At 75.6% G+C, this 23,591-nt stretch carries 19 protein-coding genes; 12 read left to right on the top strand and 7 right to left on the bottom strand.

Annotation, left to right across the window (positions count from 1 at the left end):
* Nucleotides 1-89: 89 nt before the first annotated feature.
* Nucleotides 90-1,520, top strand: coding sequence for a helix-turn-helix domain-containing protein (locus tag ACFVVX_RS25530; RefSeq protein ID WP_387948946.1), 1,431 nt, complete (start codon nt 90-92; stop codon nt 1,518-1,520).
* 234 nt (nt 1,521-1,754) lie between these two features.
* Nucleotides 1,755-3,053: an MFS transporter gene (locus ACFVVX_RS25525; RefSeq protein WP_387948945.1), complete on the top strand. Its 1,299-nt coding sequence runs from the start codon at nt 1,755-1,757 to the stop codon at nt 3,051-3,053.
* Between the two features lie 36 nt (nt 3,054-3,089).
* Here the strand turns inward: ACFVVX_RS25525 and ACFVVX_RS25520 are convergent, their stop codons facing one another.
* The 7 genes from ACFVVX_RS25520 to ACFVVX_RS25490 all read right to left on the bottom strand — a co-directional run bounded on the left by ACFVVX_RS25520 (nt 3,090) and on the right by ACFVVX_RS25490 (nt 10,899).
* Entirely contained in the window at nt 3,090-3,968 is an 879-nt protein-coding gene (locus tag ACFVVX_RS25520) for a helix-turn-helix domain-containing protein (protein ID WP_387948944.1), read from the bottom strand.
* Between the two features lie 112 nt (nt 3,969-4,080).
* Nucleotides 4,081-4,923: a class I SAM-dependent methyltransferase gene (locus ACFVVX_RS25515; protein WP_387948943.1), complete on the bottom strand. Its 843-nt coding sequence runs from the start codon at nt 4,921-4,923 to the stop codon at nt 4,081-4,083.
* Entirely contained in the window at nt 4,920-6,434 is a 1,515-nt protein-coding gene (locus ACFVVX_RS25510) for a 4-hydroxyphenylacetate 3-hydroxylase family protein (RefSeq protein WP_387948942.1), read from the bottom strand. Before ACFVVX_RS25510 ends, ACFVVX_RS25515 begins: the two co-directional genes overlap by 4 nt.
* Nucleotides 6,431-6,964 (bottom strand): flavin reductase family protein, encoded by a 534-nt coding sequence (locus ACFVVX_RS25505; RefSeq protein WP_387948941.1) that lies wholly within the window; start codon nt 6,962-6,964, stop codon nt 6,431-6,433. Before ACFVVX_RS25505 ends, ACFVVX_RS25510 begins: the two co-directional genes overlap by 4 nt.
* 86 nt (nt 6,965-7,050) lie before the next feature.
* On the bottom strand, nt 7,051-8,886 hold the full coding sequence (gene asnB, locus ACFVVX_RS25500) for an asparagine synthase (glutamine-hydrolyzing) (protein ID WP_387948940.1): 1,836 nt from the start codon (nt 8,884-8,886) through the stop codon (nt 7,051-7,053).
* Entirely contained in the window at nt 8,887-9,654 is a 768-nt protein-coding gene (locus ACFVVX_RS25495; protein ID WP_387948939.1) for a hypothetical protein, read from the bottom strand.
* A 312-nt stretch (nt 9,655-9,966) separates the two neighbouring features.
* Nucleotides 9,967-10,899, bottom strand: a complete 933-nt coding sequence (locus ACFVVX_RS25490; RefSeq protein ID WP_387948938.1) for a LuxR C-terminal-related transcriptional regulator — start codon at nt 10,897-10,899, stop codon at nt 9,967-9,969.
* Nucleotides 10,900-11,483: 584 nt separating this feature from the next.
* On the opposite strand from ACFVVX_RS25490, the gene ACFVVX_RS25485 reads away from it, so the two are divergent.
* From ACFVVX_RS25485 to ACFVVX_RS25440, 10 genes are all read left to right on the top strand, one after another.
* The gene (locus ACFVVX_RS25485; RefSeq protein WP_387948937.1) at nt 11,484-12,428 is read left to right on the top strand and encodes an ABC transporter permease; all 945 of its coding nucleotides are present in this window, start codon (nt 11,484-11,486) and stop codon (nt 12,426-12,428) included.
* 1 nt (nt 12,429) lies between these two features.
* The gene (locus tag ACFVVX_RS25480) at nt 12,430-13,263 is read left to right on the top strand and encodes an ABC transporter permease (RefSeq protein ID WP_387948936.1); all 834 of its coding nucleotides are present in this window, start codon (nt 12,430-12,432) and stop codon (nt 13,261-13,263) included.
* Nucleotides 13,260-14,042: an ABC transporter ATP-binding protein gene (locus ACFVVX_RS25475; protein WP_387948935.1), complete on the top strand. Its 783-nt coding sequence runs from the start codon at nt 13,260-13,262 to the stop codon at nt 14,040-14,042. The genes ACFVVX_RS25480 and ACFVVX_RS25475 overlap by 4 nt, the downstream gene beginning before the upstream one ends.
* Entirely contained in the window at nt 14,039-14,914 is an 876-nt protein-coding gene (locus ACFVVX_RS25470) for an ABC transporter ATP-binding protein (protein ID WP_387948934.1), read from the top strand. The genes ACFVVX_RS25475 and ACFVVX_RS25470 overlap by 4 nt, the downstream gene beginning before the upstream one ends.
* Nucleotides 14,915-15,001: 87 nt before the next feature.
* Nucleotides 15,002-16,621: an ABC transporter substrate-binding protein gene (locus ACFVVX_RS25465; protein ID WP_387948933.1), complete on the top strand. Its 1,620-nt coding sequence runs from the start codon at nt 15,002-15,004 to the stop codon at nt 16,619-16,621.
* Between the two features lie 73 nt (nt 16,622-16,694).
* On the top strand, nt 16,695-17,744 hold the full coding sequence (locus tag ACFVVX_RS25460) for an LLM class F420-dependent oxidoreductase (protein ID WP_387948932.1): 1,050 nt from the start codon (nt 16,695-16,697) through the stop codon (nt 17,742-17,744).
* 85 nt (nt 17,745-17,829) lie between these two features.
* The gene (locus tag ACFVVX_RS25455) at nt 17,830-18,924 is read left to right on the top strand and encodes an LLM class flavin-dependent oxidoreductase (RefSeq protein ID WP_387948931.1); all 1,095 of its coding nucleotides are present in this window, start codon (nt 17,830-17,832) and stop codon (nt 18,922-18,924) included.
* Nucleotides 18,925-19,167: 243 nt separating this feature from the next.
* Nucleotides 19,168-19,932, top strand: a complete 765-nt coding sequence (locus ACFVVX_RS25450; RefSeq protein WP_387948930.1) for a BTAD domain-containing putative transcriptional regulator — start codon at nt 19,168-19,170, stop codon at nt 19,930-19,932.
* A gap of 162 nt (nt 19,933-20,094) precedes the next feature.
* Nucleotides 20,095-21,735 carry a phage tail sheath family protein gene (locus ACFVVX_RS25445; RefSeq protein WP_387948929.1) on the top strand — a complete coding sequence of 547 codons (1,641 nt, stop codon included), beginning with the start codon at nt 20,095-20,097 and terminating at the stop codon, nt 21,733-21,735.
* A gap of 34 nt (nt 21,736-21,769) precedes the next feature.
* Nucleotides 21,770-23,560: a phage tail sheath C-terminal domain-containing protein gene (locus tag ACFVVX_RS25440; protein WP_387948928.1), complete on the top strand. Its 1,791-nt coding sequence runs from the start codon at nt 21,770-21,772 to the stop codon at nt 23,558-23,560.
* Nucleotides 23,561-23,591: the final 31 nt, after the last annotated feature.

Genomic DNA, 23,591 nt, shown 5'->3' with positions numbered 1-23,591 from the left:
GGTCCCGGTCGAGTACCGTCCAGACAGCGGCGGCCCACCCGAAGTGCCCGCCGGCGGGGGGAGACCGAGGGGACCGGGGAGGGTTGCCCGTGCACCGCGACCGCGCCGACGCGCCCACCGACGCCCCGCCCGGGCCCGCCTCCGCCGACGCCTGGCGCACCTTCGGCACCCGGCTGCGCCTCTGGCGCCGACGCGTCGGCCTCACCCAGGCCCAGCTCGGCGCCGCCGTCGGCTACGACCACACCGCCATCAGCAGGTTCGAGCACGGCACCCGCCGGGCCGGCCCGCGGCTGGCCGCCCGGTTCGACGAACTGCTCGCCGCCGACGGCGACCTGCTCACCGCCTGCCGCCGGGCCGAGGAACAGGACGAGGACGGCCGCCCGCCCGTCCCCACCGGACTCGCCCGCCCGCCGCTCCCGGCCCCCGACGAGGGCCTCGCGCCGCTGCCGCCGCTGGCCGCCCTGCTGCCCGCCCGCCTCCCCGACTACGGGCTGCTCTGCCCGCTGCACGGCGCCGCCGGGTGCGCCGTCCCGGGGCCCGCCGACATCGCCGCCCTGCACACCGCCTTCTGCGCGGCCCGCCCGGCCGGCCCGCCGCCCCTGGACGCCGACACCGCGCACGCCCTCACCGGACTCCTCGCCGTCCACCTGCGGGCCGGAGAGGAGAGCATGCGCCCGGGCCTGCCCACCGTCGAACACACCCTGCGCGCCATCCTGCGGCGGCTCGCGCTCACCGCGGACGCCCGCGCCCGCCGCCCGCTCGCCCGGCTCGCCGCCGAGTACGCCCACGCCGCCGGGGGCCTGCGCATGCAGACCGGCCGCAACGCCACCGCGATGGCCTGCTTCGACCGGGCGCTCACCTGGTCCGAACTGGCCGACGACCCGGGCACCCAGGTCGCCGCGCTCAGCGACATGAGCACCCTCGCCCGGCTGGAGGGCGACGCCGCCTCGGCCCTCGGCTACGCCCGCGAGATCAGCCGCGCCGCCCCCGGCCGGCACTGGGCGGGCGCGATGGCCCAGGTCTCCCAGGCCCGTGCGCACGGCCTGGCCGGCGACGTCCGCGAGACCGTCCGGCACATCGCCCGCGCCCGGCTGCACCTCGACCACATCGGCGCGGGGGACGAGTCCGACGCGCCCTGGCTCTCCATCGCCTCGATGCGCCTGCGGGTCGAGGCCGGCGCCGCCGCCGCCCTGCGCGACGCCGCCGCGACCGTCGGCGACCCCCGCCTCGCGCTGCGCGCCGCCGACGCCGCGTACACCGCGCTGCGGCTCCTGGCGCCGAACCAACTGCCGAGCTCCAGGCTGCTGTTCACCATCCGCATCGCCGACTGCCACCTCTGCGCCCACGACCCGCAGGCCGCCGTCGAGCTCCTCGACCCGCTGCTGGCCGGCACCGGGACGGCGCTGCCCGCCCTGGTCCGCCACGAACTGCGCGGCCTGCGTGGCCGGTTGGACGCCCACCCGACCCGGCACCCGGGCGTGACCGCCGCCACCCACCGGCTGGCCGAGCTCACCCGCTGAGCCCAACTGCTGGGCTCACCCGCCGGGCCCGCCCGCCGAGTTCATCCGCCGGGCCGCCCGCGCGCCCCGGCGGAGCAGCCTGTGAGCAGGGGTCACAGGATGATCGCCTGTCTGGCTGCCCCGCCCCGGCCGACCCGACGATGGCGGCATCGGACGCCCTGCCCGCCGCCGCGGCCGCCATCCGCCCGTCGTCCGAGGGCGCGGCCGCGCCCGAACGACAAGGTGGTGATCGCTGTGAGCAGCATCTCCGACCCGCCCCTGCCCGAGCGGACGAGGACCGGGCCCACGGTGGCCGAGGCACCGGCGACCGAGGCACCGGCGACCGCGGTGGCCGACCCGTCGGCGGCCGACCCCGCACCGGGCTTCGACCGGTGGCGCTACGCCGGGGTGTTCGTGCTGCTGTTCCTGTTCGGCACCGAGACCTTCCTGGTGTCGCCGCTGCTCCCGACGATCGCGGAGTCGATCCGCACGAGCGAGTCGGCGGCCGCGGCCAGCGTCACCGCCTACGTCCTGGTGTACGCGGTGTCCGCGCCCTTCCTCGGCCTGCTGAGTGACCGCTTCGGACGGCGGCGCACACTGCTCGCCGGCACCCTGCTGTTCGTGCTCTCGAACGCGGCCGCCGCACTCTCCACCGGCCTGACCCTGCTGGTGCTCTCCCGCGCGGTGGCCGGACTGGCGGCGGCCGCGGCCGGTCCGGCGATCTGGGCGCACATCGCGGAGACCGCGCCGGACGCGGTCCGCGGCCGGGCGCTCGGCCTGGGCATGGCGCTGTTCTCCTCCGGCCAGGTGATCGGCGTGCCGCTGGGCGGCTTCCTGGCCGGACTGGCAGGCTGGCGCTCGGCGTTCTGGGCGCTGGCCGTCGGCACCGCGGCGGCCGTCCCGCTGCTGCTGCGCCAGGTGAAGGGGAGCACCGCGCCGGCGGGCCCGCAGGTGGGGGCGGTCCGGGCGGTCCTGGCGGGCTGGGGCGATCCGGCGCTGCGCCGCGCCCTGCTGGTCAACACCGTCTTCCACGCGGCGAACCTGGGCGCGTACACCTTCCTCGGCGCGGTGCTGGTGCAGCGCTTCGACCTGTCGGTGGAGGCGCTCGGCCTGGTGGGCGTGCTGGTCGGCGCGGGCAGTGTGGCGGGCTCGCTGCTGGGCGGGCGGCTCGGCGACCGCGCGCGGGCGGCCGGGCGCAGCGACCTCCCGCTGCTGCCGCTGTGGGGCGTGCTGCTGGCGGTCGGCGTCGTGGTCTTCGCGCAGGGCCCGGTGCTGGTGGTCGCGCTGGCGGGGGTGGTGGTCTGGTTCCTGGCCTCCGGGAGCTTCGTGACGGACCAGCAGACGCTGGCCGGCACCCTCGCCCCCGAGCTGCGCGCGACCTCCAGCGCCTGGCTGACCTCGACGATGTACGCGGGCACCGGTCTGGGCGCCTGGGCGGTGGGCGCGTTCGACGACGTGGCGGACGGCACCCTGCTGGTCGGCGGGGGGCTGGCCCTGCTCGCCGCGCTCGGCGGACTGGCGGTCAACCTGCGCCTGCGCCGGGCCGCCGCCTGACGGCGCCCGAACGGCGTCCGCGGGCGTCCGCGGTCCTCAGCCGGCCCGGCGGTCCTCCGCCGGGCCGCCGGGGACGGCCCGCAGCGGGTGCTCGACCAGGTCGGTCATCCGGGCCCGGTCGGCGGCGCCCGCCGGGGTGAACAGCAGCACCAGCGCCGACGGGTCGTCGACCGGGTGGAACGAGGACAGCGCCAGCCGGACCGGGCCGATCCCGGCCGGTTCGACGGTGACGGTCCGGGCGGTCAGCTCCGCCACCGAGTGGCAGCCCCACCAGTGGCGGAGCTCCGGCGCGTCGGCGTCCAGGCGGCGGTAGACCTCGCCGGTGCGGGTGTCGGCCAGGGCGGGCCCGGCCTGCGCGCGGAAGTGCTGGAAGACGTTCATCGCGAGCGGCTCCCAGTCGTGCAGCACGGCGCGCAGCCGTCCGTCGGCGGCCATCAGCCACATCAGGTTGCGCCGGTCGGCGGGGACGGCCTCGGGCGCGCCCCAGAGCGCCGCCCAGGCGGCGTTCCAGCCGAGCAGGTCGAAGTAGCGGTCGAGCAGCACGGCGGGGCTGGTCGGCCAGGAGTCCAGGACGGGCTGGACGGCCTCGGCGAGCCGGCCGGGGCCCTGCTCGCCGCCGGCCGGCGCCGGCTCGTGGTACCCGGCGAGCCGCATGGCGTGCCGCAGCCCGGCCGCGTCCAGCCGCAGGGCCCGGGCGACGGCCTCCAGGACCTGCCGGGAGGCGGTGACCCGGCCCTGCTCCAGCCAGGTGTACCAGGCCAGGCCGACGCCGGAGAGCGAGGCGACCTCCTCGCGGCGCAGGCCGGGGGTGCGGCGGCGGGCGGTGGCGGTGAGGCCGACGTCGGCGGGCTTGAGGAGTTCCCGGTGGGCGCGCAGGAAGGCGCCGAGTTCCTGGCCGGCGGCGGGAGTTGACACGGTGGTGCTCCTCGGCGGGAGGTTGGTGCGGGGCCGTTCCAGAGTAGGCGGTGCCCGCCGGTGGCGGGGGCCTCGCCGGCGGGCATCACACAGTGTTAACGATGGCGCGGTGTCAGCGGGGCGTCAGCTGCCACAGCCGGACCGGCATGTGGCTGACGTGGCCGCGCTCGCGCTGCCGGCGCCAGGCGCTCTCGCCGACGGCGCGGAAGAACGCGGCCCGCTGCTCGGCCGGGACGAGCCGGCTGTAGTAGTCGCCGAAGGTCGCGGCGTGGAAGTGTTCGTACTGCTCGGCGCTCTCGACGGTGACCACGGCGTCGCGCTCCAGATGGCCGTCGACGGCGAGGTGCGGGCCCAGCACCCGGGCCAGGTCGTCGGTGGTCCGGGTGCGCACCGCGATCGGCAGCACCCCGCCGCGCTCGAACACGCCGGGGACGGCGTCCTGCGGGGTGCCGAGGGCGACCAGGGCGTCGCGGACCAGCTCGTCCTCGCCGCCGAGGCCGTGCGCGTCCCGGGCCGGGTGGTAGGTGGTGAGCAGGAACCGGCCGCCGGGGGCGAGGTGGGCGGCGGCCCAGGCGAAGATCCGCTCCTCGTCCGGGTGGAGCCAGTGCAGCACGGAGGTCTGGGTGATCACCTCCGCCCGGTGCGGCAGCGGCTCGGGCACGGTGAGGTCGGCCCGGTGCAGGGCGACCCGCGCGCCGTAGGGCCGCAGCCGCTCGGCCGCCTCGGCCAGCCGGTGCTCGGAGCGCTCCAGGCCCACGGCGAGCCGCAGTCCGGGGAAGCGCTCCAGGGCGGCCTGGAGCAGCTGGCCGATGCCGCTGCCGAGGTCGATCAGGGTCTGCGGGGCGGTGGTGAGCTGGTCGAGCACCCAGTCGCGGTCCTGGACCTGGCGCAGCCGACTGGCGTCGGCGTAACCGGCGAGGGTGCGGGACTGGATCTCGACGGCGGACGCGGTCACGGTCGGGCCTCCGAAGGGGTGGTGGGGTGGTCGGCGGCGGGTCGGTCGACGAGGTCCAGCAGCCGCTGTCGGGCGGCGCTCTGGTCGTACCGCCGGTAGAGGTTGATCCGGTTGCGGGCGAGGTCGCCGCGGTGCACGTACTCGTAGAGGTCCTGGCGCTGGCCGAAGCCGTCCCCGGTGAGCTCCCAGGCGAGCCGGAACAGCCGGGACTTGCGCTCGGCGTCGATGCCGCGCCCGCGCATGTAGCGGTCGAGGTGCGGGCGCAGCCGGGGGTTGGCGAGGTCGCCGGCGGTGGGCTGGATCAGCAGGCCGGAGGCGCCGATCCGGCGGACGATCTCGACGGCGCTGCCGGCCACCTCGGCGGACCAGACGCGGGAGGCGGCGGTGTCGCCGGGGGCGAACAGGCCGCCGTCGGTGAGGGCGCCGCGGGCCTCGGCGGCGTCCAGGAAGTACTCGGTGAGCTCGGCGTACCCGGCGAGCCGGCCCAGGTCCTCCTGGATGTTGCGGAAGCCGTCCACGCCGATCGACTCGGCGACCAGGGTGGCGGTGGCCAGCAGGGTGCGCAGCCGCTCGCGGTAGCGGATGTGGCCGACGTACGCGCTCCAGGCGTTGATCCGGCCGAGGCCGGTGCGGGCCAACTCGCCGTCGCGGAGCAGGAACACGCGGTCCCAGGGGACGAGCACGTCGTCGAAGAAGAGCATCGCGTCCTGCTCGTCGAAGCGCGCGCCGAGCGGGTGGGCGTGGCCCCAGGGGGCGCTGCCGAGCGGCTCGCGGGCGAGCGTGACCAGGCCGGGGGTGTTCAGCGGCAGGGCGAACCAGACCACGAACTGCTCGCCGCGGCGCTGGGTGAACGAGGCCGACAGGTAGACCAGCACCTCGTGGGCGAGCGGGGCGAGGGTGGTGAGCTGCTTGGCGCCGCGCACCACGATGCCGCGCTCGTTCTCCTCCAGGACCCGCAGGGCGAGGTCCGGGTCGTCCACCGGATCGGCGGAGCGGTCGATCTGCGGGTCGCCGAGGGCGTGCGAGAGCACCAGGTCGTTGGTGGCGCAGTGCCGGTACCAGGCCTCGGCGTTGGCGCCGAAGCGCGGGTCGGCGGAGGCCAGCCGGTGGCGGAAGTCGTAGACGCCGACGGCGATCGAGGCCATAAAGGCGGGGGAGCGGCCCTGCTGGCCGAGCGCCTCGGCGTGCCAGAACTCGGCGCTGCGGCGCTGCAGCCGGAGGTCCTCCGGGGTGCGCGGCGGCTGGTAGGCGCGGGCGAGCCGTAGACCGCTCTCCGGGTCCTTCCAGGTGAGCAGGTCGTGGTGCTCGGGGTCGTGCTGGAGGTCGATCAGCCGGGCGAGTTCGTCGGCGGCCGGGCGGAAGGCGGGGTGCTCGGCCGGGTTGTCGATCCGCCGGCCGTCGAGGTACAGCTCGCGGCCGTCGTCGAGTTCGGCCCGGTACCGGTCGCCGGTGAGCAGGCCGCGGGCGGCGCCGGGGGTGCCCGGGCCGCGGTCCGTTTCCAGCAGGGTCATGTGCCGACTCCTGTCGAGGTGAGGGGGGTGGGGGCCAGCAGCCGGTACTGGCCGTCGTGGTAGAGCAGCGGCTCTCCGGAGCCGGTGTCGGCGGCGGCGACCCGGCCGACCAGGATGGTGTGGTCGCCGCCGGGCAGCAGGCCGTGCAGCCGGCAGTCGAACCAGGCCAGGGCGTCCTCCAGGACGGGGGCGCCGGTGGTCCCGGGCCGCATCGGCACGGCGGTGAACACCCCGAGCGCGCGGCCGGAGCCGGGCGCGGCGAAGCGCCGGGCGACATCGCGCTGACGGTCCGTCAGGATCGAGACGGCGAAAAGGCCGGAGCCGCGCACCGCGGCGACCAGCGGGCTGTGCCGGCTGACCGCGACGGTGACCAGCAGCGGGTCGAGGGAGAGGGTGCAGAACGAGGACACCGTCTTGGCGAACACCTCGTCCCCGGCCCGGGTGGTGACGACCGCGACCCCGGTGCTCCAGCCGCGGGCGGCGGCCCGGAAGGCCTCCTCGGCGGCGGGTGCGGCCGGCGCTTCGGACACGGCCGGCGCTGTGGGCGCTGCGGGCGGTGCTTTGGGCGCTGCGTGCGCCGCGGGTGCGGACGCCCGCGGGCTCCGGGCGGGGGCGCTCATCGCAGCCTCACCCGGTACGCGCGCAGCCACTCGTCGACCTGGACGAGGTGGTCCAGCCCGCCGACCGGGTTCGGCGCGGTCCGCGGCCCGGGCAGCGGCCGGCCCGCCGCCAGCAGGCCGCGGACGGCCTCCCGGTCCACCAGGTCGAACACCGGCGCGTTCGGGTCGGCCAGCAGCTCCCGGGCCCGCTCCGTCAGCACCTCGGTGTAGCGGACGGCCGGCGTGGACGGGTAGCCGCTCTTCGGCCGGTCGGCCACCTGCGGGGGCAGCAGGTCCCGGACGGCGTCGCGCAGCAGGCCCTTGGAACGCCCCTGCGGCGCCTTCAGCGCCCAGGGGACGTTCCACAGGTACTCCACCAGGCGGTGGTCGCAGAACGGCACCCGCACCTCCAGGCCCACCGACATCGACACCCGGTCCACCCGGTCCAGCAGCGGGGGCAGCCAGCGGGTCAGCGCCAGGTGGAACACCTCGCGGATCCGGGCCTGTTCGGGCGACTCCCCGGCCAGCCGCGGCACCTCGGCGATCGAGCGGTGGTACGCGGCGGCCGTGTACTCCTCGGGGCGGACCTCGGCCGCCACCTCGGGGCGCAGCAGCGCCGCCGGGGTGGTCCGGCCGTGCAGCCAGGGGAAGGTCGGCGCGGCGAGCGCCGCCGGGTCGTGGAAGTAGGGGTAGCCGCCGAAGATCTCGTCGGCGGCCTCGCCGGAGAGCGCCACCGTGGAGCGCCGCCGCACCTCGCGGAAGAGCAGGTGCAGCGAGGCGTCCATCTCGCCCCAGCCGGGCCGGTCGCGGGCGCGCAGCACGGCGTCCCGGGCGTCCAGCAGGTCGTCGTCGGGCACCAGCACGGAGGTGTGCAGGGTGCCGATGTGCTCGGCGGCGGCCTGGACGTAGGGGGCGTCGAGGGTGGTGCGCCAGGCGTCGGGGGTGCGGTCGGCGCTGCCGGGGAAGTCCACCGAGAAGCTGGCGATCTTGCCCTGGCCGGCCCGTTCGCGGGCGGCGGCGGCCAGGGCGGTGACGGCGCTGGAGTCCACGCCGCCGGAGAGCAGGGTGCAGAGCGGGACGTCGCTGATCAGCTGCCGCTCCACGGCGTCGGCGAGCAGGGCGCGGACGGTGTCGCGGGTGGTCGCCGCGTCGTCCGGGTGCTCGGCCGACTCCAGCCGCCAGTACCGCAGTTCACGGGTGGCGCCGCGGGTGACGGCGACCAGGTGGCCGGGGCGGACCTCGTGCAGCCCGCGGAACAGCCCGTGCCCGGCGCTCGGCGCGGCCGGCAGGGCGAACAGCTCGGCGATGCCCTCGGCGTCCAGTTCGGCGCGGAACAGCGGGTTGGCCAGCACCGCCTTCGGCTCGGAGCCGAACAGCACCCCGTCCGGGTGGGCGTGCCAGTACAGCGGCTTGATGCCCAGGTGGTCGCGGACCAGCAGCAGTTCCTCGCGCCGGTCGTCCCAGAGGGCGTACGCGAAGATGCCGTTGAACCGGCTCGGCGCGTCCCGGCCCCACTGGAGGTGGGCGCGGAGCACCACCTCGGTGTCGGAGCGGGTCCGGAAGACATGCCCCAGGGCCTCCAGCTCGGCCCGCAGCTCACGGTGGTTGTACAGCTCGCCGTTGTAGCCGAGGACCGTGCCGGGCGGCCCGGCCGGGTGGTCGGGCAGCGGCTGGGCGCCGCCGTCGAGGTCGATCACGGACAGTCGGCGGTGGCCGAGCGCGGCGTGCCGGGACAGCCAGACGCCGTCGGCGTCGGGGCCGCGGCAGACCAGGGTGGCGGTCATCTCCCGGAGCACGCGCTCCTGGTGGCGCAGGTCGGTGCGCCAGTCGATCCAGCCGGTGACTCCGCACATTCAGGACTCCCGGGACTCGTCGGAGGTGGCGGCCTCGGGTGCGCAGGCCTCCCAGCGGCAGCCGTGGCCGGTCGGGCCGTTGTGCAGGCGGTGGGAGGGGCGGTGGCCCTTGGCCCGGATGTTGGCGGAGAGCGCCTCGGTGCAGTAGGTGCACGGTGAGGCGAGCGTGATGCGGACACCGGAGCGGCGGGCCTGCTCGCGGTAGTCCCAGATCGCGCAGTGGGTGATGGTCAGCGCGGCCCGCTCGGCGGAGGGCGCCGCGTCGTCGTCGAACTCGTAGTCGGATCCGTACAGTTCGGCCTGCCGGGCGATCCGGTGGATCGGGTCGGCGGCGCCCCGGCCGAAGTCCGGTTCGACCTCCCGGTGCACCTCGGCGTTGGACCGCGCCCAGGCGGCCAGCACCTCCTCGCCGTACCGGGCCACCAGGAACCGCTCCATCAGCGCCTGGCCGCGGAAGAACACCCGCTGCCACTCGGCGGCGGGGGCACCGGGCCCCGGCAGGTCGGCGAAGATCTCCGACTGGAGGGCGAACCAGTCGGTCAGGTGCAGCTCGTCACCGCGCGAGACCAGGTAGCGGGTGAGGCCGGCCTCGGCCTCGTGCAGCCGCTGGCGCCACAGCGCGGACCGGTCGGCGTCCGGCATCGCCCGGTACGGGGACCGGGTCTCGGGCCGGGGGCCGCCGCCGGTGCCCGCTGTTGCCAGCACGGCTGTCAGCCGCCCGGCCTCCGGCCCGTTCGGATCACCGGTTCCGTCGGACACATCACCCATCGGGCCGTCTCCCTTCGGCTTCACGTGCAGCTCGGACCGCTTGTCGTCTGCCGCCACGCTACGGAGCGGGGAGAGCGCCCCAGAAGCCCCGAACGGCGCCGCCCGGGGCGCCGATGGTCGCCGTCCGGATGCTCCGAAGGTCGCCCGGACCGGGCCCCCGGCCGTCCGGGGCGCCCCCGCTGCCCGCCGCCCGGCTGCTTCGCGGCCCGCGGTTGCGCACACGGCGGAGGGCGGGCCCCGCAGTCGGCGGGACCCGCCCTCGGGGCGGTTCGTCAGGGCTCGTTCGGGTCGGGCTCGTTCGGACCGGGCTGGTCAGCCCGCCAGACCGTGCCGGTGGGCGTAGAGCGCGGCACGCAGCCGGTCGGACTGGCCGGTCTTGCGCATGGCCTGGGTCAGGTGCTTCTTCACGGTGGCCTCGGCCAGGGCGAGTTCGCGCCCGATCTCGGCATTGCTCAGGCCGAGCCCGAGCTTGGCCAGCACCTCGCGCTCCCGCCCGGTCAACCCGGCCTGCTGCGGCGGCGGTTCGGCGGCGTGCGACGGCGGCCCGGCCTGGTGGGTACGGGCGGCCGGCGGCGCCGGAAGGAACACCGACCCGCCGGCCGCGGCGAGTTGGACGGCGCCGATGATCCGCTCCTCGGCCAGGTCGAGCGGGAAGCAGCCGCTGGCCCCGGCCAGCAGGATCCGGCTGGCCTCGGCGGTGGACTCGGCCCGGCGCAGCAGCAGGACCCGGGCGCCCGGTGCGCCGTCGGGCCCGCGCAGCGCGACCACGGCGGCCAGGTCGTCGTTGAGGCAGGCACCCCGGCCGAGCAGGATCACGTCGGGTCTGACGCGGTGGACGGCGGCCACCGCCCGCACCGGGTCCCCGGTGGACCCGACCACGCTGAGACCCGGCACGGTGGCCAGCACGCTGCGCAGCCCGGCACTGGCCACCGGGTGCCGTTCGACCAGGAACACCCGGGTGGCGGTGGGGTGGTGGCGGTCGTCGGCCGCGCACATCGGGTGGCCGCAGGCGCAGCCGCCGATCGTCCGGGCGGCCGCGGCCACCGGCGCGGGTTCGGCCAGCAGCTGGTGACCGGCGATCAGGTCGAGCGGGTTGTCGATCTCGGCGTGCAGCGATTCGACCGGGGCGCCCGGGACCGCGGACGGGTCCGGGGCGCCGAGGGCCGCGCCGCGCTGCGGTCGGCGGGCGGGGTGGCGGCGGCCGCGGTGGCCGGCCGGGGCGGAGAACTTGCTCACTGCTGCCATCGCGGGCCTCCGGCTACGGAGGGCAGGTCGGTGTGGTACGGCATCGCGGATGCGGTCCCCTCGGAGGTGGCGGGCCGGCCCGGTGGGCACGGCGCTACGGCGGGGATCCGGGGCGGCGCCGGACGGGGCGCGCGGGACGGATCCGGGGTGAGGAGGAGGGCGCCGACCGGCCGCGGGTGTGGTCTCGGAGGGGTCAGCGCGCGTCGCGCAGTGGACACAGCTCGTCGAAGCACCTGCGGTGCCACGAGCCGCCGATCCCGACCAGGGTGAAGTCGGTCCGCCGATAAACCATGTGGGAACCCTAGTTCCGGCTGCTCTTGCAGGTCAAGGACAGGACCGGGCCCCAGCGGCCGGGGCAGCGGTTCACCGCCCACCGCCGATCCTGTGATCAGCGGTAACAGCATGAACTCCTGACTGGCTGTCCGGTCCGCACCTCCGCAACCCTCCTCACATCGGCCGGAGCCGGCGGACCTGCGCCGCGGCTCGCGGCCAGCCCGCCCCGGAAGGACACCCCGCCCCATGCCCGCCCCGCCCCACCGGCCCGCCGCCGGCCCGTCCGGCGCCCCGACCCGGAGGGCCGGCGGGTGACCGGCTTCCTGCTCCGCCGCCTGCTGCTGGCCGTCCCCACCCTGCTCGGCGTCACCGCCGTGGTCTACGCGACCGTCGCCCTCGTCCCCGGCGACCCGGTCGCGGCCTTCCTCGGTCCCGGCGCCCCGCCCGAAGCCCGCCAAGAGCTCACCGAACGGCTCGGCCTGGACCGGGCGCTGCCCGTCCGGTACGCCGACTGGCTGGGGCACGCCCTCACCGGCGACCTCGGCACCTCCGTGTCCAGCCAGCGCCCGGTCGCCGAACTGCTGCTCCCCGCACTCGGCCAGACCCTGACCCTGACCGCCGCCGCCTTCCTGCTGGTCCTGCTCGGCGGCACGGCCCTCGGCGCGCTCGGCGCCCTGCGCCCGCACGGACCGGGCGGGCGCCTCTCCGGAGCGCTGTCCACCCTGGCGGTCTCCGCCCCGCAGTACTCGGTGGCACTGCTGCTGATCGCCGTGTTCTCGGTCCAGCTGCGCTGGCTGCCGGCCGGCGGCACCCACGACGTGTTCGGCTCCGGCGGCCCGGCCGACCTGCTCCGGCACCTGGTGCTCCCCGCCGTCGCCGCCGCGCTCGTCCCGCTCGGACTGACCGCCCGGGTGTTCCGGGCCGCACTCGGCTCGGTGCTCGCCGGGGATCTCGCCGACGGCCTGCGCGCCCGCGGCCTGGGCCGGGCCGCCGTCCTGCGGCACTGCGTGCACAACGCCTCGCCCGCGCTGCTGACCATCGGCGGCCTGCAACTCGCCTACCTGCTGGAGGGGGTGGTCTTCGTGGAGACCCTGTTCGCCTGGCCCGGCATCGGCCGGCTGCTCTACGACGGGCTCACCGCCCGCGACCTGCCGCTGGTCCAGGGCGGGGTCCTGGTGGTCGCGGTGGCCTTCGTCGGCCTCAACATCCTGGTCGACGCGGCGCACGCGGCGATCGACCCCCGGGTGAGGAGCTGACATGCCGTGGAGAAGAGCGGGCGTCCTCGTCCCCGCCGCCCTGGCCGTCCTGCTGGTGCTGGTCGCCGCCGCCGCGCCGCTGCTCGCCCCCGACGACCCGGCGGCCGGCCGCCTCCAGGACCGGCTGCTCGACCCGGGCACCCCCGGCCACCTGCTCGGCACCGACGGCCAGGGCCGCGACCTGCTGAGCCGGCTGATCTGGGCCGCCCGGGCCTCGCTCACCGGCGGGCTCGTCCCGGTGGCCGTCGCCGCCGTCGCCGGGGCCCTGCTCGGCATCGCGGCCGGCCTCGGCAGCCGGTTCACCGAACAGGCCCTGCTGCGCTCCCTGGACGTGCTCTACGCCTTCCCCGGGGTCCTGCTGGCGATCGCCGTCGCCACCCTGCTGCGGCCCGGCCTCGGTGCGACCGTCCTCGCCCTGTCCGTGGTGCTCACCCCGGCGGTCGCCCGGGTGGCGTTCACCGAGACGCGGCGGATCCGCGCCGCCGAGTACCTGGAGGCCGCCCGGGTGAGCGGCGCCGGCTGGGGCGCCCTGGTCCTGCGCCAGGTCCTGCCGGTGGTGGCCCCCGTGGTGCTGGTGTACGCCTCCTCGCTGGTCGGGCTCTCCGTCGTGTACGCCGCCGGCCTCTCCTTCCTCGGCCTCGGCGTCGCCCCGCCCACCGCCGAGTGGGGCGCCATGCTCGACGAGCTGCGGCCCGCCCTGCTCACCCACCCGTGGGTGGCCGTCCTGCCCGGCCTCGCCATCCTGGTGGTCTCGGTCGTCTTCAACACCCTCGGCGAGGCCCTGCGCACCCGCATCGGCGACAGCGCCGCCCACCTCGCGGAGGCCGTCCGATGAGTGCGCTGCTGGAGGTCGAGGACCTCACCGTCGAGTACCCCGGCGGGGTCCGGGCGGTGGACGGGGTGTCGCTCACCCTCGCGGCGGGCGGCGCGCTGGTGCTGCTCGGCGAGTCCGGGAGCGGCAAGACCACCGTCGCCCGCACCCTGCTCGGCCTGCCCGGCCGAGGCGCCCTGGTCACCGGCGCGGTCCGGCTGGAGGGCACCGACCTGGGGGCCCTCGGCGAACGGGAGCTGTCCGCGATCCGCGGCCGGCGGATCGGGTACGTGCCGCAGGACCCGACGGCCTCGCTCGACCCGCTGCGCCGGATCGGCCCCCAGCTCGCCGAGGTGCTGCGCCGCCACCGGGTCGCCGAGGGCCGCCGGGCGGCGCGCGCGGCCGTGCCGAAGCTGCTCGCCACCGCCGGCATCCCCGACCCCGAGCGGGTCGCCCGCGCCTACCCGCACGAGCTCTCGGGCGGGCTGCGCCAGCGGGCCGCGATCGCCCTCGCGGTCTGCTGCGGGCCCGGGCTGCTGATCGCGGACGAGCCGACCACCGCCCTGGACGCCCTGGTCCGCGGCCGCATCCTGGACCTCTTCGCCACCCTGCGCGCCGACTGCGGCATCGCCGTGCTGCTGGTCACCCACGACCTCGCGGCCGCCCGGCGGGTCGGCGGGACGGTCGCGGTGATGCGGGCGGGCCGGGTCGTCGAGCACGGTCCGGCCGAGCGGGTCCTCGCCGACCCGGACCACGCCTTCACCGCGGCCCTGGTCGCCGCCGAACCGGGAGCACGCCGATGACGGGAACGCCGCTGACAGGTGCTCTGCCGGCTGCCGGGGAGCTGTCGACCGGTGGGGAACCGCCGACTGCCGGGGAACCGTCGACCGGTGGGGAACCGCCGGGCGGCGGCCCGCCCGCCCTGCTCACCGTCGACGGCGCCGTCAAGCGCTACCGCGACCGGACCGCCCTGGACGGCGTCAGCCTGACCGTCGCACCGGGCGAGACCGTCGGCCTGGTCGGCGAGTCCGGCTCCGGCAAGTCCACCCTGGCCCGGCTCGCCCTCGGCCTGCTGGCCCCCGACGCCGGCACCGTGCGCTTCGCCGGCCGAGACCCGTCCCGGCTGCGCGGACGCGCCGACCGGGCACTGCGCGGCCGGCTGCAGTTCGTGCCGCAGCACCCGCGCGGCTCGCTCAACCCCGCTCTGCGGGCCGGCGAGGCGGTGGCCTTCGCGCTGCGGCTGCACGGCACCCCCCGCGGCGACCGGGCCGCGGCCGTCGCCCGGCTCTTCGAACAGGTCGGCCTCGCCCCGGGCCTGGCGGACCGCTACCCCCGCGAGCTGTCCGGCGGGCAGCTCCAGCGGGTGGCCGTGGCGCGGGCGCTGGCCACCGGTCCGGACCTGGTGGTCTGCGACGAACCGACCTCCGCGTTGGACCGCAGCGTCCAGGCCCGCCTGCTCGACCTGCTCACCGAACTCCAGCAGCGCACCGGCCTGGCCTACCTGTTCATCTCCCACGACCTCGCCGTGGTCCGGCACCTGGCCCACCGGGTGCTGGTCCTGCGGCACGGCCGGGTGCTGGAGGAGGGCCCGGCCGCAGAGCTCTGGGAGGCCCCCGCCCACCCCTACACCCGGGCCCTGCTCGAAGCCGCCACCGGCCGCGCGCCGGGCACCTGAACCACCCGTACCCGCTGTACCCGTACCTGCTGTACCCGCAGCACCCGCTGTACCCGCACCCGCACGCCCCGACCGAACGAGGAACCCATGAAGCACAACGCCCGCATCCGCTCCAGAGCCGCCGCGCTGTCGGCCGCCGCCGTCCTGCTCACGGCCGCCGGCTGCGCCTCCGGCACCGACGGCAGCGGCGCCGCGGGCGCGGGCGGCGACGAGCGCGGCGGCACCCTGGTGATCGGCGCCACCGGCAAGCTGCCCAACACCGACACCGTGATCGGCGGCGCCGGCTTCGAGGGCAAGCGCCTGGTCGGCTTCCAGATCTACGAGGGCCTCACCCGCTACGAGCTCCTCAAGGACACCGACCGGCCGCCGGCCGTCACCGGCGCCCTCGCCACCTCCTGGGAGGTCGCCGCCGACGCCAGGACCTGGACGTTCACCCTCCGCAAGGGCGTCACCTTCCAGGACGGCACCCCGTTCGACGCCGACGCCGTGCTCTTCAACCTGGCCCGCTACCTGGACAGGAACAGCCCCGAGTACACCGACGCGCTCGGCGCTGCCGCCAAGGAGTACGCGGGCGGCATCACCTCGTACCGCAAGACCGACGAGGACCACATCGAACTGGTCACCAAGGAGCCCAACGGCCACTTCCCCGAGGACCTCGCCCACGTCCTGATCGCCAGCCCCACCGCGGTGCGCAAGACCGGCTCCGCCGACTTCTCCAAGCACCCGGTCGGCACCGGCCCGTTCGCCTTCGCCTCGCAGACCGAGGGCCAGGAGATCGACCTGGTCGCCAACAGGACCTACTGGCGGGGCGCCCCCAAGCTCGACAAGCTGGTGATCAAGGCGCTCCCGGACGCCGCCGCCCGCACCGCCGCCCTGCGCTCCGGCGGGGTGAACTGGATCGAGTACCCCAACCCCGACGACATCGAGAGCCTCAAGGCCGACGGCGTCCGGATCGTCAGCAACAGCTACGACCACCTCTGGTACTGGATCCTGGACACCGCCAAGGCGCCCTGGAACAACCCGCAGGTCCGCCGGGCCGCCAACTTCGCGATCGACCGCAAGGCCATCGCCGAGAAGCTGCTGCACGGCACCGCCGACCCCGCCTACCAGGCCGCGCCGCGGGCCACCGCCGCCTACGACCCGGCCGGCGACCTCTACTCCTACGACCCGGCCAAGGCCAGGCAGCTGCTCGCCGAGGCCGGGTTCGCGAACGGCTTCGCCACCTCCGTCACCGTGCCGACCGGCGGCTCCGGCAACCTGCTGCCGGTGCCGATCGCCGAGGCCCTCCAGCGCGACCTCGCCGCCGTCGGCATCAAGGTCGAGCTGCGCACCACCGACTGGACGACGCTGATCGGCGCCGAGGCCAAGGGCCAGGTCGCGCTCGGTTCGGACGCCATCGCCCAGTCCACCACGCTGTTCCAGTCCGAGGCGCTGCTGCCGCTGTTCATCGGCTCCAAGAGCCCGTTCTGGACCGGCCACTACGCCAACCCGCAGGTGGACGACCTGCTCGCGTCCTCCGCCGGCTCCGCCGACCAGGCCGGCCGCCAGGACGGCTACCGCAAGGCGCTCTCGCTGGTCACCCAGGACGCGCCCTGGCTCTTCGTGGTCAACGACCGCAACCCGCGGGCCCTGTCGCCCAGGGTCCAGGGCCTGGTCCAGCCGCAGTCCTGGTTCCTCGACCTGACCACCGTCCGGGTCGGGAAGTAGCCCGCCCCACCCGTCCCCGACCGGGCGGCGCACGCACCACACCCGAGGCACCACAGGAAGGACGGCCATTCCCATGACCGCCCCGCACCAGCCGCACCACCGCACCGAGGCCGTCCCGGCGACCGCGCCGCCCGCCGCGCCGCCGAAGTGGGGCGTCACCCTCCCGCTGCCGGGCCTGACCATCGACCGGCACCGGTTCCTCGTCGAACGGCTCCCCGACCTCGGCTACACCGACGTCTGGAGCGCCGAGGGCGGCGGCACCGACGCCTTCACCCCGCTCGCCGCCACCGCCGCCTGGTCGCCCAGCCTGCGGATCGGCACCGGCATCGTCCCGGTGCACACCCGCGGCCCGGCGGTGCTCGCCCAGACCGCCGCCACCCTCGCCCAACTCGCCCCCGGGAGGCTGCTGCTGGGCATCGGAGCCTCGGTGCCCGCGCACGTCACCGACATCAACGGGATCCCGTTCGACGAGCCGTTCAAGCGCACCAGGGACGTCCTGCGCTTCGTCACCAGGGCGCTGCGCGGCGAACACGTCTCCGGGGACTTCGACACCTTCTCGATCAGCGGCTACCGGCTGCCGCACCCGCCCGCCGACCCGGTGAAGGTCATCCTCGGCGCCCTGCGCCCCAACATGCTGCGGCTCGGCTTCACCGAGGGCGACGGCGCCATCACCAACCTGCTGTTCCCGCAGGACGTGCCGAAGATCCTGGACGCCGTCGGCCCGCAGCCGCCCGGCAAGGAGCTGGTGGTCAAGGTCTTCGTCTGTCCGACCGAGGACACCGACTACGCGCACCGGGCCAGCCGGCCCTTCCTCGCCTGGATCCTCAACCGCGAGCCGTACCGGAAGTTCCACGAGTGGCTGGGCCACGGCGAGCTGCTCGCCGAGACCCACCGGCGCTGGGCGGCCGGTGATCCGGAGGGCGCCCAGAAGGCCCTGCCGGACGAGGTGGTCGACGGACTGTTCGTCAGCGGCTCCCCCGAGGAGTGCCGCGAACGCATCCTCGCCTACCACCGGCCCGGCGTCACCACCATCCAGCTGTACATCTCCCTGCCGCCCGAGGTCTTCGTCAGCCGCTCCCGGCTGCTCGACACCCTGGCCCGGCTCGGCCCCGCCGCGCACTAGGCCCAGTCCGGGGCCTGTCCGACAGCAGGACCTTGCGCGCGGCCCGGCCCGCCACCGACCCTCCACGTCACCTTGCGAGGCACCCATGGAACTCGAGATCCGCGGCGGGGTCCGCGCCGCCGCCGTGCCGGGCCGCACTCCGCAGGAACGCCAGGCGCTGCGCTGGGCCCCCGACCTGCGGGACCGCACCGCCGACCCCGCCCACGTGGCCCGCACCGCGCGGGAGAACGAGGAGGACGGACTGGACAGCGCCCTCGTGGTGCAGTCCAGCTCCTGGCCCGACCCGTGGCTGGTGGCCGGCTGGGCCCTGGCCGCCACCAGCCGGCTGCGGATCGCGGTCGCCCACCGGGTCGGCACCACCGCACCCACCGTCGCCGCCCGCTCGCTCGCCACCCTGGACCGGCTCTCCGGCGGGCGGGCGGCGGCCCACGTCATCGTCGGCTCCAGCGACCTCGACACCGCCCGCGACGGCGACCGGCTCGACAAGGAGGACCGCTACCGCCGGGCCGGCGAGTACCTGGAGCTCTTCACCCGCTACCTGGCCACCGGCCAGGACATCGACCACAAGGGCGAGTTCTACACCGCGCACGCCGCCCGCCCCGGCCTGCGCCCGAGCCCCGGCGGCGAACTGCTCTCCTTCGGCGGCTCCTCCCCGCAGGGCCTCGACCTCGCCGCCCGCTACGCCGAGGTGTACGCCGTCGGCCCGCTGCCGCTGCCCGACACCCGCCGCCGGATCGCCGAGGTCCGGGCCGCCGCCGCGGGCCACGGCCGCACCCTGCGGATCTGGCGGCACGTCACCGTGGTCCTCGCCGACACCGACGAGGAGGCCCGCGAACGCGTCCGCCGACTGCGCCACGACGCCCTGCGCCTCACCTCCGGCCCCGGCGACGGGCGCTGGGCGGAGGCCGTCCAGCTCGACCGGGACCGCGAACGCGGCCGCTCCGACCCGCGCCACGGGACGGACCAGGTCGCCGCCTACATCCGCCGCTCGCTCACCGCCGCCTACGCCGGCTCGCCCGCCACGGTGGCCGCCCGGATCGGGCTGCTGCGCTCGGCGGGCGTGGACATCGTGCAGCTCGACCTCCCGGTGGAGACCGACCACGACCGCGAACTGCGCCGGGCCCTGGTCACCCGGCTGCGCACCGGCCGCGGCACCCTCGCCGCCGCCCGCGGCTGGTGATCGCCTGCCGGTGATCGCGCCCCGCTCTGCGGCGCCGCGATCCAGCCGTCGGACCGCCGTGGCCCTCGACCGGTCGCACCCGTCGGACCGCCGCAGCCGTCGGCCCGTCGACCGCGCGTGCCGCCGGTCACTCGTAAGGATTGATCCGCCGGGCACCGGGGTTGGCCGGCGCGCGATCCGCGTATCAGCTGACTGTTCGTGCAGGCACGGGGGAGCGGGTGGCGAGCAGAGGTGGAGGCGCGTGTGGTCGAGTCGAGGTCCGCGACCGAGCCGGCGACGGAGGGCGGGCCTTCGCCCGGACGGTCCGAACGCCTTCAACTACGGCTGTTCGGCGGCTTCGAGCTGAGCTGCGGCCCGGAGCGGCTGGCCCTCCCGCTGAACAGCCAGCGCCTCGTCGCGCTGCTCGCCCTGCGGGTGGCGGCCACCCGGGGCCAGGCCGTCGGCATCCTCTGGCCCGAGGTGTCCGAGCAGCAGGCGAGCGGCCGGCTGCGTACCACCCTGTGGCGGCTCCAGCGCACCGGCCGGACGATCGTCGAGTGCCGCGGCCGGCTCGCCCTCGCGGCCGGGGTCGACGTGGACGTCAGCACCTGGGCGCGGGCCGCCCGCCGGCTGCTCGACGACCCGGATGCCGCCGACGCCCCGCGGGCGGCCCCGGTCGAGCCCGTGGGGGACCTGCTCCCCGGCTGGTACGAGGACTGGGTGCTGGCCGAGCGCGAACGGCTGCGCCAGCTCCAACTGCACGCCCTGGAAACGGTATCCGGGCGGCTGGTGGAGGAGGGGCGGTACGCCGACGCGCTGGACACCGCCCTGCGGGTCGTGCAGCTGGAGCCGACCAGGGAGAGCGCCCACCGGGCGGTGATCCGGGTCCACCTGGCCGAGGGGAACCTGGGCGAGGCGGTCCGGCAGTTCGACGCCTGCCGGGTGGTCCTGCGACGGGAGTTGGGCGTCGACCCCTCGCCCCTGCTGCGGACCCTGCTGGACCCGGTGGATCCCCCGGCCGGCCGGTAGCGGGGCGAGGTCCTGACTGGCCTGCCGGGGCGGGAACGGTCGGCGCGGGTTGAAACCGCCCGAACGAGTCACTCGCCGGTCACCTCTGGTGATGGATCGGTGACACGGTGGTGACATCCGCTCTGTCAGGCTGAGCCCCATCTGCTGGCAGAGGAGGCGGAGATGGGCCCCCAACTCACTTACCCGGGCGTGTACGTCGAGGAGATCCCGAGCGGCGTACGGACGATCACCGGCGTGCCCACGTCCATCACCGCCTTCGTCGGCCGGACGCGGCGCGGTCCACGGGACGTGCCGACCACGGTCTTCGGCTTCGAGGAGTTCACCCGGCGCTTCGGCGGGCTCTGGAGCGAGAGCCCGCTGGGCTACGCCGTCCAGGACTTCTTCGCCAACGGCGGCGGACGGGCTGAGATCGTCCGGGTGGCCTCCGCGGGCACCACCGCGGTCAGACTGGCGGTCGGCGGCCTCACCCTGGAGGCCCTGGAGCCCGGGTCGTGGGGCGTCGCGCTCCGGGCGGAGGTCGACCAGCTCGACACCAGTCAGAGCGTCGCGGACGAACTCGGCGTCGACCGGGCCGCACTGTTCAATCTGACGATCCGTGAATCGACGCCCGGCGGAAGGACGGAGAGCTTCCACAACCTCTCCACCGCGGCGAACGCCCGCAATGTGAAGACCGTGCTGGAGGCCGGCTCCGCCCTGGTTCGGGTGGCCGGCGATCCGGGCCCGATCGACCCGGCGAAGCGCTTCGACGTCCTGGGCGCCGCCGAGGAGGCCGTCCGGCTCGCACGGGCGGCGTACCAGCAGGACGGCACGAAGAAGCCGCAGCTCGACGCCGCCGAACTCGCCCTGCGCAAGGCGGTGGACGACGCCCGTGCGGCGGTGAGCGACGGCGCCGCCCTCACCGCCGCCGACTTCCTGGGCAACGGCGCCGAGGCCGCGCACAAGGGCCTCTACGCGCTGGACCGCCTCGACGTCTTCAACCTGCTCTGCATCCCCCCGCATCGCCGCGCCGACGCCGATCTGGAGCCCGGCCTGATCTCCGCCGCGCTGGCGTACTGCAAGCGCCGCCGGGCGATCCTGCTGGTCGACCCGCGCCAGGACTGGAGGATCGGGGGCCTGCCGCCCGAGCAGTGGCTGGACCAGATCGACGGCCCGCGGGAGAACGCCGCCGCCTACTTCCCGAGGCTGCGCCGGCCCGACCCCGAACAGGGCGGCCTGATCACCGACTTCGTGCCGTGTGGTGCGGTGGCGGGGGTGTTGGCGCGGACGGACGGGGTGCGTGGGGTGTGGAAGGCGGCGGCGGGGTTGGAGGCGGGTCTGGTGGGGGTGTCGGATCTTTCGGTGCGGTTGTCGGACGGTGAGAACGGTGTGTTGAATCCGTTGGGGGTGAATTGTCTGCGGTCTTTTCCGGTGGTGGGTCGGGTGGTGTGGGGGGCGCGGACGTTGGCGGGGGCGGATGTGTTGGCGTCGGAGTGGAAGTATCTGCCGGTTCGGCGGTTGGCGTTGTTCGTGGAGGAGAGTTTGTTCCGGGGGACGCAGTGGGTGGTTTTCGAGCCGAATGGTGAGTCGTTGTGGGCGGAGGTGCGGCTGAATGTGGGGGCGTTCATGCAGCAGTTGTTCCGTCAGGGTGCTTTGCAGGGGCGTTCGCCGCGTGAGGCGTATTTCGTGAAGTGTGATGCGGAGACGACGACGCAGGCGGATCGGGATCTGGGGGTGGTGAACATCCGGGTGGGGTTCGCGCCGTTGAAACCGGCGGAGTTCGTGGTGGTGCAGGTGCAGCAGCTGTCGGAGCAACTCCCGTCCTGACCGGGCGGGGTGACCAGCGGAACGAGGAGGGGCCGTGCCTGAGCAGCTCGCCCAGCCGGGCGTCTACATCGAGGAGATCCCGAGCGGGGTCCACACCGTCACCGGCGTGGCCACGTCCGTCGCCGCCTTCGTGGGCCGGGCCGCCCGGGGCAGTGTCGACCAGCCGGTCACCGTCACCGGGTTCGACGGCTTCGTCCGCGAGTTCGGCGGGCTCTGGGCCGGCAGCCTGCTGGGCTTCGCCGTCCGGGACTTCTTCCTCAACGGCGGCGGCCAGGCGGTGATCTGTCGGCTCTACCACCCGGCGGACGGCTCGGGCCACGCCCGGCTGACGTTCGGCGGCGGGGCGAGGCAGGTCGCCCTGAAGGCGGTCTCGCCCGGGGCCTGGGGCAACGGCCTGCGGGCCCGGGTGGATCTCACCGGGGCGCCGCCCGGTGAACTCTTCACCCTCGTCGTCCTGGACCAGGGCACCGGGCGGACCGAGCGGTACGCCGGGGTGTCCCTCTACTCCGACCACCCCCGCTGCGTGCGTACCGTTCTGGAGCGGGAGTCCTCCCTGGTGCGCTGGGCCGTCGACCCGCTGGCGCCACCGCCCCCGGGCGGCACCCGCGTCCGCCCGGACGCGTCGGCCACCGCCGGTGCCTGGCAGGACGCCGCGGGTCAGGCGGACGCCGAGGTCGCTGCGGCCGCGGCCGCGCTGAAGGAGGCCCTCGCCGGGTACGCGCGGGTGTCCGCCGACGCCTCCGACGCCTCCGCCGACCCGGCGCAGGCCGCCGGGGCCAGGGACGAGCGGGCCGCTGACGAGCAGACCGCTGAGGAGCAGGCCACGGCCGGCGCCGCGGTGGACGGGCTGCGCACCGCCCTGGCGAACGAGAAGGCCAAGGCCGCCGCGGCGGCGGCCGGCCTCGGCGGGGCGGACAGTGCCGACCTGCCCGACACCGAGGAGGTCATCGGCCAGTACGAGCGGCTGCTCGACCGGGCCGACCTGTTCAACCTGCTCTGCATCCCGCCGTACCGGCTGAGCGGCGCGGACGTCGAGCCGGTGGTCTTCGACCGGGCCGCCGCCTATTGCAGGCGTCGCCGGGCCGTGCTCCTCGTCGACCCGCCCTCCGGCTGGACGACGGCGGAGGCCGCACGGACGGGCTTTCGCGCCGAGGCCGACCAACTCGGCGGGCGCGGGCCGAATGCGGCGGTCTACTTCCCCCGGCTGCGCCAGCCGAACCCGTTCAAGGCCGACGCACTGGACTCCTTCGTGCCGTGTGGTGCGGTGGCGGGGGTGTTGGCGCGGACGGACGGGGTGCGTGGGGTGTGGAAGGCGGCGGCGGGGTTGGAGGCGGGTCTGGTGGGGGTGTCGGATCTTTCGGTGCGGTTGTCGGACGGTGAGAACGGTGTGTTGAATCCGTTGGGGGTGAATTGTCTGCGGTCTTTTCCGGTGGTGGGTCGGGTGGTGTGGGGGGCGCGGACGTTGGCGGGGGCGGATGTGTTGGCGTCGGAGTGGAAGTATCTGCCGGTTCGGCGGTTGGCGTTGTTCGTGGAGGAGAGTTTGTTCCGGGGGACGCAGTGGGTGGTTTTCGAGCCGAATGGTGAGTCGTTGTGGGCGGAGGTGCGGCTGAATGTGGGGGCGTTCATGCAGCAGTTGTTCCGTCAGGGTGCTTTGCAGGGGCGTTCGCCGCGTGAGGCGTATTTCGTGAAGTGTGATGCGGAGACGACGACGCAGGCGGATCGGGATCTGGGGGTGGTGAACATTCGGGTGGGGTTCGCGCCGTTGAAACCGGCGGAGTTCGTGGTGGTGCAGGTGCAGCAGCTGTCGGAGCAACTCCCGTCCTGACCGGGCGGGGACAGACGACCGGGCAGAACGA

The sequence above is a fragment of the Kitasatospora sp. NPDC058170 genome, assembly GCF_042883905.1.
Taxonomy (GTDB): Bacteria; Actinomycetota; Actinomycetes; order Streptomycetales; family Streptomycetaceae; genus Kitasatospora.
Note: the sequence above shows the minus strand (reverse complement) of the source record. Positions and strands in the feature narration are given on the sequence as shown.